Below are 16241 nucleotides of genomic sequence, written 5' to 3'. Positions count from 1 at the left end.
ACGCCTCACTCGGATTAAGGCATTTAAAAAATTAAAGGAGGAAATTGACAAATGGCAATTTCACAAGAACGCAAAAATGAATTAATTAAACAATACCGTACACACGAATCTGACACTGGTTCACCAGAAGTTCAAATCGCTGTGTTAACTGCAGAAATTAATGCATTAAACGATCACTTACGTACACATAAAAAAGACCACCACTCTCGTCGTGGTTTATTAAAAATGGTAGGTCGTCGTCGCCATTTATTAAACTATTTACGTGAAAAAGACATTCAACGTTACCGTGAACTTATTAAGTCATTAGGTATCCGTCGTTAATGTATTTTACATTGAAAGAAAGAGGCCAGGCTTTGGTTTCTTTCTTTTTTTACTATAAGCGTAAGTCCGCATTCACGGTTTTTAAAGCGTTTGTAACGTTTTTTAATCGTAAGCTATAATAGGATTGAAATGTATTTGAAATGTATTTAGAAGTAGGAGAGAGGAGATAACGCATGTCTCAAGAAAAAAAGGTATTTAAAACGGAGTGGGCCAATCGACCGTTAACAATTGAAACAGGTCAACTCGCGAAACAAGCGAACGGTGCTGTCCTTGTTCGTTATGGAGATACAGTAGTTTTATCGACGGCAACAGCCTCTAAGGAGCCACGCGATGGTGATTTCTTCCCATTAACAGTAAACTATGAAGAAAAAATGTATGCTGCTGGTAAAATTCCAGGTGGCTTTAAAAAACGTGAAGGACGACCAGCTGATGAAGCAACGTTAACAGCGCGTTTAATTGACCGTCCAATCCGTCCACTTTTCCCAGACGGGTATCGCCATGATGTTCAAATTATGAATATGGTGTTAAGTGCAGACCCAAATTGTTCACCGGAAATGGCAGCAATGATAGGATCATCTATGGCACTCAGTGTCTCTGATATTCCATTCCAAGGCCCTATTGCAGGTGTTAATGTAGGTTATGTAGATGGGGAGTTTGTGATTAACCCTAATTTAGAACAGCAAGCAACATCACGTTTGGATTTAGAAGTTGCTGGACATAAAGATGCGATTAACATGGTAGAAGCGGGAGCAAGTGAAATCACTGAAGCAGAAATGTTAGAAGCGATTTTATTTGGACACAAAGAAATTCAACGTTTATGTGCTTTCCAAGAAGAAATCATTGCGCATATTCAACCTGAAAAACATGACTTTGTGCCGCAAGAAAAAAATGAAACATTAATTGATTCTGTTAAAGCTAAAGCTGAAGCACATCAACTTTATCAAGCAATTCAAACTGTTGATAAGCAAGAACGTGAAGCAAACTTAGATGCTGCAAAAGAAACAATTATAGCTGAATATATTAACGAAGAAGATCCTGAAAATGAGGCTTTAATCCAAGAAGTCAACCAAATTATTAATGCGTTAATTAAAGAAGAAGTACGTCGTCTGATTGCGGATGAGAAAGTGAGACCTGACGGACGTAAACCAGATGAAATTCGACCATTATCTTCAGAAGTTGGATTGTTGCCACGTGCCCATGGTTCAGGCTTATTTACACGAGGTCAAACGCAAGCATTATCTGTGTTAACGCTTGGTTCGATTTCTGAGTACCAAATTATTGATGGTTTAGGTGAAGAAGAACACAAACGATTTATGCACCATTACAATTTCCCGAACTTCTCAGTAGGTGAAACAGGGCCAGTTCGTGCACCTGGTCGTCGCGAAATTGGTCATGGCGCTTTAGGGGAACGCGCATTAAAATATATCATTCCAGATGAAAAAACATTCCCTTACACTGTACGTATCGTAAGTGAAGTTTTAGAATCAAATGGTTCATCATCTCAGGCATCTATCTGTGGTTCAACACTTGCGTTAATGGATGCGGGTGTACCAATTAAAGCGCCTGTAGCAGGAATTGCAATGGGGCTTGTCACACGTGATGAAAGTTATACCATTTTAACTGATATTCAAGGTATGGAAGATGCGTTAGGTGATATGGACTTTAAGGTGGCAGGTACAAAAGAAGGAATCACTGCGATTCAAATGGACATTAAAATAGATGGTTTAACGAAAGAAGTCATTGAAGAAGCCCTTGAACAAGCACGTCAAGGTCGTTTAGCAATTTTAGACCACATGCTTCAAACGATTGAGCAACCACGTCCAGAATTAAGTGCTTATGCACCTAAGGTAGAAATATTAACAATTAAACCAGAAAAAATTAGAGATGTCATAGGTCCTGGCGGTAAACAAATTAATGAAATTATTGATGCAACGGGCGTTAAGTTAGACATTGAACAAGATGGTACGGTTTATATTGGTTCAACAGAACAAGAGATGATTAATCAGGCGCGTTCATGGATTGAAAGTATTGTACGTGAAGCTGAAGTGGGTCAAATCTACGAAGGTAAAGTTAAACGCATTGAAAAATTTGGCGCATTCGTTGAGTTATTCCCAGGTAAAGATGCGTTAGTTCATATTTCACAAATTGCAAATGAACGCATTAATAAAGTAGAAGATGTATTGAAAATTGGAGATACACTTCAAGTCAAAGTTACTGAAATTGATAAACAAGGTCGTGTCAATGCATCACACAAAGTTTTATTAAACTCGAAATAAAAATCTAAATTTAAGAGATGGAGTCGTTCTATTTAGACATAGACGGCTTCTTTTTTTATGCAAATAAATAACTACGTGAGTCGTCATATGTATCAATGAACACTTAACCATTCGGTTTAAGAGAAGGTCAGTACATGTTAATTATAGAATTTTTTAAATGTTACAAATTATTGAAAATTTATAAAAATTTATTATGGGAATAGAATATTCATTTCTTGACGTATATTTACACAGCAATGTATATAAATATTAAATCTATGGTTAATATTATGTTGTTAAAATATCATTAAATTATTAGATAATTAAAGTATTGATTCGAGTTTAATTAAATGCTAACTTTATGTTAATAAAGATTTAAGGAGGAAGCATCATGATAAACAAAAAGAAATTGGTTACGTCACTTGTCACAAGTTCGTTACTTGCAACTTTCACTTTAGGGTCTTTTGCAGATGCACACACTTACATCATTAATAACGAGGATATTAATAAAAATGCGCAAGAGTCATCGATTGGTACTTTAAAACAAAACAATTTTAAACAGAGTACGATAGATTCGATGAAACCTAGAAATTTACAATCCTTTCAAGAAGATAAAGTATTTAAAGCACCTAAAGAAAAAACACCAATTACAGAGCGTGCACGAAAATCTGAAAATGCATTATCAAATTCAAAATTAAACGATGTTCGCTCATTTACAACCGTAAATATGAGAACGAATGAAAATGAACGTACAGCTGCTAAATTAAAATATAATGGTAAAAATACGAATGTTTGGGTTGCTGATAATTATATTACAGATAAACAAGCAAAGAACATTGGAGAAGAATTTGATAATAAAATTGATCCCCTTGTTAAAGAAAAATTTGGTGAACCTTCAGACGTTGACCACGATGGAAAAGTAAATATTTTAGTCTATGACATTAAAGATGACTTTGAAACAACAGGTTCATACACTGGTGGATATTTCCATCCGAGAGATCTTTACGATGTGCCTCATTCAAATAAAGCAGAAGTCTTTTATATGGACACGTACCCATCAATGGGAACGGATAAAAATAATCTAAATGAAAAGAAAGTCTATTCAACACTTGCTCATGAGTATCAACATATGGTGAATGCGAACCAAAAATTACTCAAAGAACAAAAAGAAGATGGAATGGATGTTTGGTTAGATGAAGCATTTGCAATGGCAAGTGAACATATGTATCTTCAAAAACCTTTAGATCATAGAATTGAATATTACAACAATTCTACATCTATAGCGAATGGCCATTCTTTAATTAAATGGAATCATCGCGGTGACGTGCTTTCAAACTACGCATTATCTTATCTATTTTCACAATATTTAAGTGCGCAAAGTGATAACGGCGATAAAATTTTTAAAGAGATTTTACAAGATCCAGCAAATACAAGTGAAGCATTAGAAAATGCCATTCATAAACATGTGGATCCTAAAATGTCACTTGGGGAATTTATGACTAACTTTAGAGTAGCATTAGAGAAAAAAGAAGCTACTGGATTACATGGTTTTAATGGTGCACCGGGATTGAATAGCATTAGTCCTAAACCTGTTCGTGAATTACCTCAAACATTAGCACCACAAGGGTCAGTTATGTTTGAAACAACATCACCAATTAAAGTACCTAAAGATAAAGATGAAAAAGTTAATTATGTTAAAGTAAAATAAATATGGATTTTAGGTTTCGGCATGATGGCGCATTTTGGCTAAGAAACCATTAAAAATTATTTATTGTATTATTATCTTTACTTTTTAACGACAATATGCAACTCCCGTTTATATACGCACAAATTTTGCCAACAAAGTTCATGACCAAATGAATTTTGTTGGCTATTTTGATGATGTGAGAAGTAATGAATGAAATGGTATAGAATAGGCCACTTATTATTCAAGAAGTAGAATCAAATAACCTTACGTCTCAAATTGAGTACACCATTTTAGTTTAACTTATGGTTCGCATCATCCTCATTTTAGAATATATACTATAAGCCAAATGTTTTAATAGTGTACAGACGTTATGTTATCAACTATAATAAGAAATGAATGTATGATGGACGGGCTATATCTAATAGGAGGTAACATTTTGAATTTAGTAAAGAAGAAAAATAAAAATATACGTATCATCCCGCTTGGTGGCGTGGGTGAAATTGCGAAAAATATGTATATCATTGAAGTAGACGATGAAATGTTTATGCTTGATGCTGGACTTATGTTTCCAGAAGATGAAATGTTAGGTATCGACATTGTCATTCCGGATATTCAATATGTCATCGAGAATAAACACAAGTTGAAAGGTATATTCTTAACACATGGTCATGAGCATGCCATTGGAGCGGTAACATACGTGCTAGAACAAGTAGATGCACCAGTATATGGTTCTAAACTGACTATTGGTCTCGTTAAAGAAAACATGAAAGCACGTAATATTGACAAAAAAATAAGATATTATGTGGTTAATCATGATTCTGTAATGCGCTTTAAAGGAGTCAATGTGACATTCTTTAACACGACGCATAGTATTCCAGATAGTTTAGGGGTATGTATTCATACGTCATACGGTGCCATTGTATATACAGGCGAATTTAAATTTGATCAAAGTTTACAAGGTCATTATGCACCGGATATTCAAAAGATGGCTGAAATCGGTCAAAATGGTGTTTTTGCACTTCTCAGTGATTCAAATGAAGCGGAAAAACCTGGGTATAATACACCAGAAAATGTGATTGAGTCTCACATGTATGATGCATTCACAAAGGTTAAAGGTCGTTTAATCGTATCATGTTTTGCTTCGAATTTTATTCGTATCCAACAAGTGTTGAACATTGCAGCACGACTAAATCGTAAAGTGTCGTTTTTAGGGCGTTCACTCGAAAGTTCATTTAACATTGCACGAAAAATGGGATATTTTGATATTCCAAAAGATTTATTGATTCCAATTAATGAAATAGAAAATTATCCAAAAAACGAAATAATAATTATTGCTACTGGTATGCAAGGTGAGCCAGTGGAAGCATTAAATCAAATGGCCCGTCAAAAACACAAAATTATGAATATTGAGCCAGGTGACTCTGTCTTTCTAGCCATAACAGCTTCAGCTAATATGGAAGTTATTATCGGAGATACACTTAATGAACTCGTGCGCGCAGGTGCAGAAATCATTCCGAATAACAAAAAAATTCACGCATCTAGTCACGGATGCATGGAAGAACTTAAAATGATGTTAAACATGATGAAACCTGAATATTTCATTCCTATTCAAGGTGAATTCAAAATGCAAATTGCGCATGCCAAACTGGCTAGTGAGTCTGGTGTCAAACCCGAAAAAATATTCCTTGTAGAAGCTGGAGATGTTATCAATTTTGATGGCAAAGATATGACTTTAAATGAAAAAGTTCATGCTGGCAATGTCCTTATTGATGGAATTGGTGTTGGTGATGTCGGAAACATTGTTTTACGCGACAGACATTTACTTGCCCAAGATGGCATCTTTATAGCGGTCGTTACATTAGATCCAAAAAATAAAAGAATCGCGGCTGGACCTGAAATTCAATCACGTGGTTTTGTATATGTACGTGAAAGTGAAGCATTACTCAAAGAAGCAGAAGAAAAAGTACGTGAAATTGTTGAAGAAGGTTTACAATCTCAACATATTGAATGGTCGGAAATTAAGCAAAATATGCGTGATCAAATTAGTAAATTATTATTTGAGAGCACGCGTCGACGACCAATGATAATTCCAGTCATCTCAGAAATTTAACATATGTGATCTAAAGATCAGAGACAAATGAACTCAATCGAATCCCTCTCTTTGAAAGAAAGTTGTTTTTAAAGGGAGGATTCGTTTTTTTACATAATGTAAGGTGTGACGTTGAATACCGATGACGTCATGGCAAGGCGATATTATGAAGATACATAAACATATTGTGCTTCAGATTTTTCAATTTAAAAGAAGGTGATTTAACATGGCACAAACAAAAAAACGCAAATCGTCTACATCGACACGTAGAAAACGTACAACTAAAAAGAAACAAAAAGAGACATCATTACGTTTTGTCGTAGCGATTGCTTTTGTTATTGTTATCATGCTCGGTTTATTTCAATTAGGTATCGTTGGTATTGCGATAGATAGTTTTTTTAATTATTTATTTGGATTAACACGTTATTTAACATATATTTTGTTATTGCTAGCAATTGGTTTTCTTGCATATAATGGCAAGCTGCCTAAATCTCGACGATTGACGGGTTCCATCTTACTTCAAATAGCATTATTATTTATTGCACAATTATATTATCAAGCAACACAAGGCGCGAAAGGTAAGCGTGAACCGGTACTCTCGTTTGTATATCAACAATATGAAGATATGCGTTTTCCTAATTTCGGAGGAGGTCTATTTGGATATCATTTTGTAAATATTTTAACACCTTTGATTTCAATTATCGGAGTAGTTTTATTAACACTTACGCTGCTTATATCAAGTATCATTTTATTGTTAAAAAAACGTCATCGAGATGTGACTAAATTGTGGTTAGAAAATTCTAAAACGCATGCTGAGAAGTCTTACGATAAGTATCATCAGTATAAATTAAAGCGACGTGAAGCACGTCAACAAAAATTAGAACAGCAGCACATTCAAAATACCCCTAGAGATGTGTCAAATTTTCAAGAGGTACCTTTTGAGGAAACAGCAGAAACACAAGATGTACCAACTATTCCGATATTTGGGCATCAAGATCAACATTCACCTTCTGAACCAAACGGATCTATAGTATCAGCCAATAATTCGACACATACTGTAGATGAGGTGCCAAAAAACACATCTACAAAAGCAAAAGCATCGGATGACATAAAAGTCGAGGCGGAAGGTACGATTTCTGAAGCGGGTGAGATTGAAAATCAAGCATATGAGCTCCCGCCATTAACCTTATTAGATGAACCGAAAAAACAACAAACTACAAGTAAGTCAGAAGTTCAACAAAAAGGTAAATTATTGGAAACAACTTTAAAAAATTTCGGAGTCAATGCCAGAGTGACTCAAATCAAAATTGGACCTGCTGTAACACAATATGAAGTTCAACCTGCACAAGGAGTAAAAGTGAGTCGCATCGTTAACTTACATAGCGATATCGCTTTAGCACTTGCTGCAAAAGATATTCGTATCGAGGCACCGATACCGGGTAAATCAGCGGTAGGTATTGAAGTACCGAATGACAATATTGCCTTAGTCTCTTTAAAAGAAGTACTTCAAGAGAAATTTCCTACCAATAATAAACTAGAAGTCGCTTTAGGTCGTGATATATCTGGGGAGCCGATGACAGCAGAACTTAATAAAATGCCACATTTACTTGTTGCGGGTTCAACTGGTAGTGGTAAATCTGTTTGTATAAATGGCATTATTACTAGCATATTACTCAATGCAAAACCTCACGAAGTAAAACTTATGATGATTGACCCAAAAATGGTAGAATTAAACGTATACAATGGTATTCCACATTTATTAACCCCTGTTGTAACCAATCCACATAAAGCGGCACAAGCGCTTGAAAAAGTAGTAGGGGAGATGGAACGCCGTTATGATTTATTCCAACATTCAGGGACACGTAATATAGAAGGTTTCAATGCGTTTATCACAAGAAAAAATAAAGAGCTTGGTGAAAAAGAGCCTTTATTGCCTTATATCGTTGTAATTGTCGATGAATTGGCGGATTTAATGATGGTTGCAGGTAAAGATGTTGAAACAGCCATTACACGTATCACACAAATGGCACGAGCTGCGGGAATACATTTAATTATTGCGACTCAACGGCCTTCTGTAGATGTTATTACAGGATTAATTAAAAATAATATTCCCTCCCGGATTGCATTTGCTGTAAGCTCTCAAACGGATTCACGTACAATTATTGATAGTGGTGGCGCAGAAAAATTATTAGGTAAAGGTGACATGTTGTTCATTCAAAATGGCGGTTCCGTACGTACACGTGTGCAAGGTGCGTTTTTAAGTGATAGTGAAGTTCAAAAAATTGTAGACTATGTTGTGGCGCAGCAATCGGCAAATTACGTGAAAGAAATGGAACCAAGTGAAGTAGTAGAGCAGAATGAAGCTGAAAGTGATGATCCTTTATATAAAGAGGCGTATTTATTTGTTTTAGAGCAACAAAAGGCAAGTACGTCACTATTGCAGCGACAATTTAGAATAGGGTATAATCGTGCATCCCGAATTATGGATGATTTAGAGAGAAACCAAGTCATTGGTCCTCAAAAAGGAAGTAAACCTAGACAAATATTAGTGGATTTAAATGATGGAGAGGTGTAAATATGTCTGTAACACCAGAGGTAAATAAAGTTAAAGCTTGGATATTAAATCAAATTGAAACAGAAGCTTTGAAACCTGGCGAATCACTCCCAAGTATTTTTAACTTGGCGCGAACGTGTGACGTAAGTACTGAGCACGTCACTGTGGCAATACATGAGTTAATTACTGAACAAATTGTCACTGAAAATTTTGAAGAAGGTGCGCGTGTAAATATACCGCAACCCTTCTTTTACCCATTAGATGAATTGATGAGTATTAGCCGCATGATTTCTGACAAAGGCTATGCTCATGGGACAGTATTTTTAAGTTTAGATCAAGAGCCAGCATCTTTACACGATAGTCGAGTGATGAATGTAGAACCAAATGAAACAATTACAGTTATAGAGCGTATACGTACTGCAGATAATCACCCAGTCGTCTATTGTTTAGACAAAGTTGCAGCTAACGTTTTAGATTATTACGGTCAACATCACCAACAAACCTCAATTTTGAAAGCGATTGAACAAGTTACTGAAAAAGAAATTGCCTATGCTGAAACAGAAATACAAGCCATTAGTTATGAACCGTATATATCAGATGCGCTAGAGTCTGATCCCCATGACGGTTTAATGTTGTTAAAACAAGTTCATTATACAGAAGATGACATGCCAATCTTGTATTCCTTAAATTATTTTAAAAGTAGTCTCGTTAAGTTTCGTACGATTCGAAAACGTCTATAATATATTAAATACCATCAAGGAGGAGATTATTTGAACGATACACAAATATCAGCTTTAGATCATATACATATTCATAAAACAGATAAATTTAAAACGACAATGATTACGTTTAAATTTATGGCTCCATTAGACATTCACACGATGACAGAACGATCTTTGTTAAGTAAAATGTTAATTCGTGCTACAAAACGGTGGCCTTCAGATCGAACGTTTAACCAACATTTGTCTACTTTATATGGTGCATATGTGAATAGTTACGTTTCAAAATATAAAGATCGTCACGTTTTAACGTTAACGTTAGAAATTGTGAATGAACGCTATTTAAAAGATGCGATGCCATTGTTTGAAAAGGGAATCGAATTACTCAAGGAAATATTATATCATCCGCTTATTGAAAATAACGCTTTTCATTCTGGATTTTTAAAACAAGAAAAAATGTTGCTTAAGAAAAAATTAACAGCTATAGAGGATAATAAATCACAAATTGCTTACTTAAATTTATTGAAGCATATGTTTGGCAATCATCCATATCGTTTTATGGCAGCAGGTGAACGAGAGCATATTGATCAGATAACGCCAGAAAGCCTATATCATACATATCGTAAAATGTTAGAAGAAGATATTTGCCACATATACGTTGTGGGCAATGTAGATGAAACGGAAATAAAACACAATATTGCTAAAACGTTTCACATTAGACCTAAAGCAGCAACATTTAAGTCGATTTCAAAGGAAGTAAAAGCGAATCATACCATCAATGATGTAGTGGAATATGAGGATGTTGATCAAGCCAAACTTAATTTTGGTTTTCGATTTAATACAGCATTAGGGCAAGCTAATTACTATGCGTTTACTGTTTTTAATACGATGTTTGGAGGCGATCCTTCTTCTGTACTATTTAATGAAGTTAGGGAACAAAAAAGTTTAGCCTATTCGATTCATTCACAAATTGACGGGAAAAATGGATTCCTCTATGTTACAAGTGGCGTGTCGATTAAAGATGTTGAGGAAGCTAAAAGCACGATTATAGCAGCATTTGATCGGTTTAAACGCGGAGAATTTCCAGATGAAAAACTTCAATTAGCGAAAAAAATTATATTATCACATCGTAAAGAAGCGAAAGATCGACCAAAACATATTATTGAGGTATTACATAATCAATTGTTATTAACGCGCGTTGAGGACGATACTTCATTCATCAAAAAAATTGAAGATGTCACGCGAGAAGATATTCAAAAATTATGTCAAGAGTCGCAACTAGATACGATATATACGATGACGAAAGCAGGTGAAGCAGATGCAAAAGACGTATTATGAGCAAATAGATGAAACGGTTTACAGTGAAAAACTTGAGAACGGTTTAAATGTTTTTATCATTCCAAAGCGAGGATTTCAAAAAACATTTGTTACATATACAACTGCATTTGGGTCACTTGATTTTCGATTTAAGCCGCATGATCAAAACTCATTTGTGACAGTTCCAGATGGTGTTGCACATTTTTTAGAACATAAACTATTTGAGAAAGAAGACGGAGATGTGTTTACTGATTTTGCTGAACATGATGCTCAAGTAAATGCATTCACTACATTTGATCGTACAAGTTATCTTTTTAGTGCAACAAATCATATTGAAGATAATATTTTACGTTTACTAAAAATGGTGGAATCTCCGTACTTTACGAAAGCTACAGTTGAGAAGGAAAAAGGGATAATTGCAGAAGAAATAAAGATGTATCAAGAGCAACCAGGCTACAAACTCATGTTTAATACGTTAAGGTCGATGTATCACACGCATCCCGTTCGTGTTGATATTGCAGGCAGTGTTGAAAGTATATATAACATTACAAAAGATGATTTATATCGTTGCTATCATACATTCTATCATCCATCAAATATGGTGTTGTTTGTAGTCGGTGACGTCATACCAGAACACATATTGAACATTGTGCAACAACATGAATCAGCACGCCAAATTGAGGCGCAACCAGCCATTGAGCGTGACCCGTTAAATGAGTCTCCTCATATTGTTCAAAGTAAAGTTTCAGAGGCGATGGCCATACAATCACCAAGGTTAATGTTAGGATTTAAAAATCATTTATATCCTGTTACGGATTTGCAACGTGTGAAAGAAGATATTGAAATGTCCTTCTTTTTTGAATTGATTTATGGTGAAGAGACTGAATTTTACCAACGTATTTTAGATGATGCGTTAATCGACGAAACATTTAGTTATCAAACTGTCATTGAACCTACATATAGTTTTTCTCTTATTACGTCTGCTACAACAGAACCAGACCAATTGAAGCAAAGATTACTTGATGCGTTACATGCGAATTATGGTCAAGTAAAAGATCAAGAAGGCTTTGATTTGTTGAAAAAACAGTTTATTGGTGAATATATATCAAGTTTAAACGCACCGGAGTATATCGCAAATCAATATACGAAATATTATTTTGATGGTGTCAGTTTGTTTGAATTATTAGATGTTATCGATGATATTACTCTAGAATCAATGAATGAAACAGTAAAACAAAGATTAAATCTAGAGGAATGCGTCGACAGTCGTTTGGAGATGAAGTAAGAATGAAAGCGCTCGTTATTGGTGGATCAGGTTCGATTGGTCAAGCTATTGTAAAAAAACTTCTAGATGATGGATTTGAAGTAATTTTAACTTATCATCGAACTGCATTATTAGATTTGCAAGAAACATTTAAAGATGAACCTGTTCAATTTCTTCAAATTGATTTAACACAACCCATTGATTACAAAAAACATTTCGAACACATTTCTAACGTTGATGTATTCATATACGTAAGTGGTCAAAGCTTATATGGTATGTTACAAGATGTGACTGATAAAGACATCGATGACATGTACCGCGTACATGTATATCAATTCATTAAAATGACGCAATATTTTTTAAATCAGTTGATTCAAAGTCCTCGCGGCCGTATCATTGTTATTTCTTCAATTTGGGGAGAAAAAGGTGCGAGTTTTGAAACGATTTATTCCACGATGAAAGCTGCTCAAATTGGTTTTGTAAAAGCGTTAAGTGAAGAGGTCGCCCTTACCCCTCTAACTGTCAATGCTATTGCGCCTGGAATTGTCGAAGGTCGCATGACAGATGAATTAGAAGAGGAAGATATAAAGGCTGTGATTGAAACTATACCACAACAGCGCTTAATCAATGTAAATGAAATTGCACATGCATGTCGTTATCTAATTTCTCCTTATGCTCAAAGTATTACAGGGACGGTTCAACGGATTAATGGTGGTTGGTACCGATAGTTTGATATAATACGGTTAATATGTCATGCATAGGGATAGGGGTGTTTTGTAATGACGACAATGAAGGAAAAAAAAGAATGGTATTTAGAATATGAAATTAATATTAACCGTGAAGGGCTGTTAGGTGATGTTTCGAGTTTATTAGGGATGATGGGGATTAGTATCGGTACAATTAATGGAATTGATAATTCCCGTCGTGCTTTTATAATTAAATCGGATAGTGAAGAAAAAGTGAAACGCTTTGAAACATTGCTTCAAGAAATTGATGACATCTCCTTACGTGTGCTTAGAGAACCAGAACTTAAAGACCGACTTGCCGTGCGTCATGGTCGATATATTAAACAGGATAAATACGATAAGAAAATTTTCCGTTTTGAACGCTATGACCTTGGATTGCTTGTAGATTTTATGGCTGAATTATTTAAGGAAGAAGGACACAAATTAATTGGAATTAGAGGGATGCCTCGCGTAGGTAAAACAGAATCCATCGTTGCAGGAAGTGTATCAGCACATAAAAAATGGCTTTTTATTAGTTCTACTTTAATTAAACAAACTGTAAGAAGTTCGCTTATTAAAGGAGAGTATGACAAAGATCATGTTTATATTATTGATGGTGCAGTGACTGCTCGAGAAACCAATCAAAAACATCAAGAATTGGTTAAAGAAGTAATGACATTGCCCTCAGTGAAAGTTGTGGAACATCCTGATTTATTTGTAGAAGCAAGCGATTACGTGATGGACGATTTCGATTATATTATTGAATTAAGAGCTGAAGAAAACCAAAAAATTGAATATGATGACATGAAAAAGAAAACAGTAAAAAGTAAGAACAATTTAAATTTTGGCGATGAATTTGGTGGATTTGGTGATGGTTTCGGTGACGGATTTGGGCAGGGCATTGATGGTGGTTTCAAACCATTTTAAGGAGGTACATTGGTGAAACAAATTGGCGAAGTGCTACAAGGTAGACGAGAAAGAATGGGATTAACTTTAACTGAATTAGAGAAACGGACGCATATCAAACGTCAAACTTTAATTCATATCGAAAAAAATGATTTCGAGTCTCTCCAATATCCTAAGTATGCGAAGGGGTTCGTCCAAAAATATGCACAGGCTATTAATATGGATGGTGATTTGCTCATTTCTGAACATGAACATGAATTACCCACATCTCATTATCAAGCAAAAGAGACACTTAAGAAACTTCGTGAGAACCCAGACCAGTTTCAATTAAATGCATCAACATATGAATCAAAATGGCTGATGATCTTTATTGGAAGTAGTATTTTAATTACAAGTGTACTATGGGGCATACTTTACCTTATGTTATAATATAAATAAATGAGTAATATGAAAAGAGGATATACAAATGAACATACCCAATCAGATTACGTTACTACGTGTAATCTTAATTCCTGTCTTTATGTTATTTGCGTTAATTGATTTTGGCATGGGACAGATTTCATTTTTAGGCGGCATGTCTATTCGTGTAGAATTTTTAATCAGTGGTTTGATTTTTATTTTCGCTTCAGTAAGTGACTGGGTGGATGGCTATTTGGCACGTAAATGGCAATTGGTGACGAATATGGGGAAATTTTTAGACCCATTGGCGGATAAATTACTTGTGTCAGCAGCGTTAATTGTTTTAGTACAGCTAGGATTAACAAACTCTGTTGTAGCAGTCATTATTATTGCACGTGAATTTGCGGTCACAGGTTTACGATTATTACAAATTGAACAAGGTTTTGTAAGTGCTGCCGGCCAGCTTGGAAAAATTAAAACAGCTGTGACGATGGTCGCTTTAGTCTTTTTACTATTAGGAGATCCTTTCAGTCAATGGTTAGGCTTTTCTCTTGGAACCATTTTACTTTATATTGGCGTATTCTTTACTGTTTTATCTGGTATAGAATATTTTTATAAAGGTAAAGACGTATTTTTACAAGATAAACAATAAGATGAAGACCTCTCATATGAGATTTGTGTTTGATGCAGCTTGGCTAAACATTATCTTTATGAGAGGTTTCATTTTATATGGAGAAAGTTGAGGATGGAATAGATGAAAATATGCATGATAGGTGTTGGCTCTGAATTATTATTAGGACAAATAGCAAATACGAATGCGCAATATTTATCGCGGGTAATGAATCAAGCAGGCCACGATGTCTTAGAGCATATTGTTGTAGGTGACAATGCTGAACGATTGAAATCTGTACTTCAACGAACTTTGCGTTCTTATGATTGTATCATTTTAACAGGTGGTTTAGGACCTACTAAAGATGATCTAACGAAACAAACTGTCGCTGAGGTGTTAGGAAAACGCTTGGAAATAGATGAAGAAGCACTCTTGTCGATAGAAGACTATTTTAAATCACAACATCAAGAAATGACACCAAATAACCGGCAGCAAGCACTTATAATATCCGGATCTCATGTTTTAAAAAATGATGTTGGAATGGCACCTGGAATGCTTATTGAACATCAACAACAAAAGATTGTATTATTGCCTGGTCCGCCTAAAGAACTTAAACCGATGGTTAATCGTTATATGCTGCCATATTTTAATGAATCGGGACATACGATTTTTTCAGAAGTGTTGCGCTTTGCTGGTATTGGTGAATCAAAAGTAGAAACAGTATTAATGGATTTGATTGAGACACAGTCAAATCCTACGATAGCACCGTTAGCAGGTTCTCATGAAGTTACATTACGGTTAACTGCAAATGATAAGAATCAACAAGAATGTCAAACGCGGATCACACCTGTAAAAAATATTATATTACAACGCCTCGGTCAATTTTACTACGGTTCAAATGAAACCACTTTAGCTGAAAGTGTAATGAATCAGTTAAAACATACAGTTGCTGTGTATGATGGTGTCACAGAGGGCGCATTGAATTTAAAATTAAACGAACATAAGCATCACGCACATCATACACTATTTAAAGGCTATTTCCTGCACGACTCTCAATTTATAGCGAATAATAATATGTACACACAATTATATGAATCTGCATGCTTTGTGCAATCTTTATTTAATTCTAGAGATGCAATAAGCATTTTATCGGAAAAAGATCACGTTTATATTGGATTTTTAACAGGTAATACAATAGAAGTCATTGAAATGACAATATCTGAACGACAGTTAAGATTATTTGAAAGAACATCAAATTATGTCATGATACAATGGCTAAATCATTTGAAAAAAAGAGGAGAGAAATGATTTACAATTACTATTTCAGCACAAATGTTCGCTTTTATAAGAAATCGCGCATGGAAAACAGCGAACAAATATTCGCAAAAAGCTTGA

At 34.9% G+C, this 16241-nt stretch carries 13 protein-coding genes; all 13 read left to right on the top strand.

The window, feature by feature from the left end:
• Positions 1–51 precede the first annotated feature (51 nt).
• The 13 genes from rpsO to SHYC_RS07745 all read left to right on the top strand — a co-directional run bounded on the left by rpsO (position 52) and on the right by SHYC_RS07745 (position 16154).
• Complete coding sequence (gene rpsO / locus SHYC_RS07805) at positions 52–321, top strand: 30S ribosomal protein S15 (protein WP_039646022.1); 270 nt, start codon at positions 52–54, stop codon at positions 319–321.
• Positions 322–494: 173 nt separating this feature from the next.
• A complete protein-coding gene (pnp, locus tag SHYC_RS07800) occupies positions 495–2597 on the top strand; it encodes a polyribonucleotide nucleotidyltransferase (RefSeq protein ID WP_039646020.1) in 2103 nt (700 codons plus the stop codon).
• Between the two features lie 370 nt (positions 2598–2967).
• A complete protein-coding gene (locus tag SHYC_RS07795; protein ID WP_039646018.1) occupies positions 2968–4284 on the top strand; it encodes a neutral metalloprotease in 1317 nt (438 codons plus the stop codon).
• Positions 4285–4699: 415 nt separating this feature from the next.
• Positions 4700–6373 carry a ribonuclease J2 gene (gene rnjB, locus SHYC_RS07790; protein ID WP_039646013.1) on the top strand — a complete coding sequence of 558 codons (1674 nt, stop codon included), beginning with the start codon at positions 4700–4702 and terminating at the stop codon, positions 6371–6373.
• Between the two features lie 205 nt (positions 6374–6578).
• Complete coding sequence (locus SHYC_RS07785; protein WP_039646011.1) at positions 6579–8927, top strand: DNA translocase FtsK; 2349 nt, start codon at positions 6579–6581, stop codon at positions 8925–8927.
• Positions 8928–8929: 2 nt separating this feature from the next.
• The gene (locus tag SHYC_RS07780) at positions 8930–9646 is read left to right on the top strand and encodes a GntR family transcriptional regulator (protein WP_039646009.1); all 717 of its coding nucleotides are present in this window, start codon (positions 8930–8932) and stop codon (positions 9644–9646) included.
• Positions 9647–9676: 30 nt separating this feature from the next.
• Entirely contained in the window at positions 9677–10963 is a 1287-nt protein-coding gene (yfmF, locus tag SHYC_RS07775; RefSeq protein ID WP_052257835.1) for an EF-P 5-aminopentanol modification-associated protein YfmF, read from the top strand.
• Entirely contained in the window at positions 10944–12227 is a 1284-nt protein-coding gene (gene yfmH / locus SHYC_RS07770; protein WP_039646007.1) for an EF-P 5-aminopentanol modification-associated protein YfmH, read from the top strand. Before yfmF ends, yfmH begins: the two co-directional genes overlap by 20 nt.
• A 2-nt stretch (positions 12228–12229) precedes the next feature.
• The gene (gene ymfI, locus SHYC_RS07765) at positions 12230–12934 is read left to right on the top strand and encodes an elongation factor P 5-aminopentanone reductase (protein WP_039646005.1); all 705 of its coding nucleotides are present in this window, start codon (positions 12230–12232) and stop codon (positions 12932–12934) included.
• A gap of 51 nt (positions 12935–12985) precedes the next feature.
• A complete protein-coding gene (locus tag SHYC_RS07760) occupies positions 12986–13858 on the top strand; it encodes a DUF3388 domain-containing protein (RefSeq protein ID WP_039646003.1) in 873 nt (290 codons plus the stop codon).
• A 12-nt stretch (positions 13859–13870) separates the two neighbouring features.
• The gene (locus SHYC_RS07755) at positions 13871–14266 is read left to right on the top strand and encodes a helix-turn-helix domain-containing protein (protein WP_039646000.1); all 396 of its coding nucleotides are present in this window, start codon (positions 13871–13873) and stop codon (positions 14264–14266) included.
• A gap of 37 nt (positions 14267–14303) precedes the next feature.
• A complete protein-coding gene (gene pgsA, locus SHYC_RS07750; RefSeq protein ID WP_039645999.1) occupies positions 14304–14888 on the top strand; it encodes a CDP-diacylglycerol--glycerol-3-phosphate 3-phosphatidyltransferase in 585 nt (194 codons plus the stop codon).
• Between the two features lie 102 nt (positions 14889–14990).
• On the top strand, positions 14991–16154 hold the full coding sequence (locus SHYC_RS07745) for a CinA family nicotinamide mononucleotide deamidase-related protein (RefSeq protein ID WP_039645997.1): 1164 nt from the start codon (positions 14991–14993) through the stop codon (positions 16152–16154).
• Positions 16155–16241: the final 87 nt, after the last annotated feature.

The sequence above is a fragment of the Staphylococcus hyicus genome (assembly GCF_000816085.1).
GTDB classification, from domain to species: Bacteria; Bacillota; Bacilli; order Staphylococcales; family Staphylococcaceae; genus Staphylococcus; species Staphylococcus hyicus.
The sequence above is the reverse complement of the archived record's forward strand: the minus strand, read 5'-3'. Positions and strand labels throughout refer to the sequence as shown.

Excerpts from the sequence above, each read along its gene's own strand:
- rpsO (WP_039646022.1), top strand. The coding sequence starts at position 52 with ATGGCAATTTCACAAGAACGCAAAAATGAATTAATTAAACAATACCGT.
- pnp (WP_039646020.1), top strand. The coding sequence starts at position 495 with ATGTCTCAAGAAAAAAAGGTATTTAAAACGGAGTGGGCCAATCGACCG.
- SHYC_RS07795 (WP_039646018.1), top strand. The coding sequence starts at position 2,968 with ATGATAAACAAAAAGAAATTGGTTACGTCACTTGTCACAAGTTCGTTA.
- SHYC_RS07785 (WP_039646011.1), top strand. The coding sequence starts at position 6,579 with ATGGCACAAACAAAAAAACGCAAATCGTCTACATCGACACGTAGAAAA.
- SHYC_RS07780 (WP_039646009.1), top strand. The coding sequence starts at position 8,930 with ATGTCTGTAACACCAGAGGTAAATAAAGTTAAAGCTTGGATATTAAAT.
- yfmH (WP_039646007.1), top strand. The coding sequence starts at position 10,944 with ATGCAAAAGACGTATTATGAGCAAATAGATGAAACGGTTTACAGTGAA.
- ymfI (WP_039646005.1), top strand. The coding sequence starts at position 12,230 with ATGAAAGCGCTCGTTATTGGTGGATCAGGTTCGATTGGTCAAGCTATT.
- SHYC_RS07760 (WP_039646003.1), top strand. The coding sequence starts at position 12,986 with ATGACGACAATGAAGGAAAAAAAAGAATGGTATTTAGAATATGAAATT.
- pgsA (WP_039645999.1), top strand. The coding sequence starts at position 14,304 with ATGAACATACCCAATCAGATTACGTTACTACGTGTAATCTTAATTCCT.
- SHYC_RS07745 (WP_039645997.1), top strand. The coding sequence starts at position 14,991 with ATGAAAATATGCATGATAGGTGTTGGCTCTGAATTATTATTAGGACAA.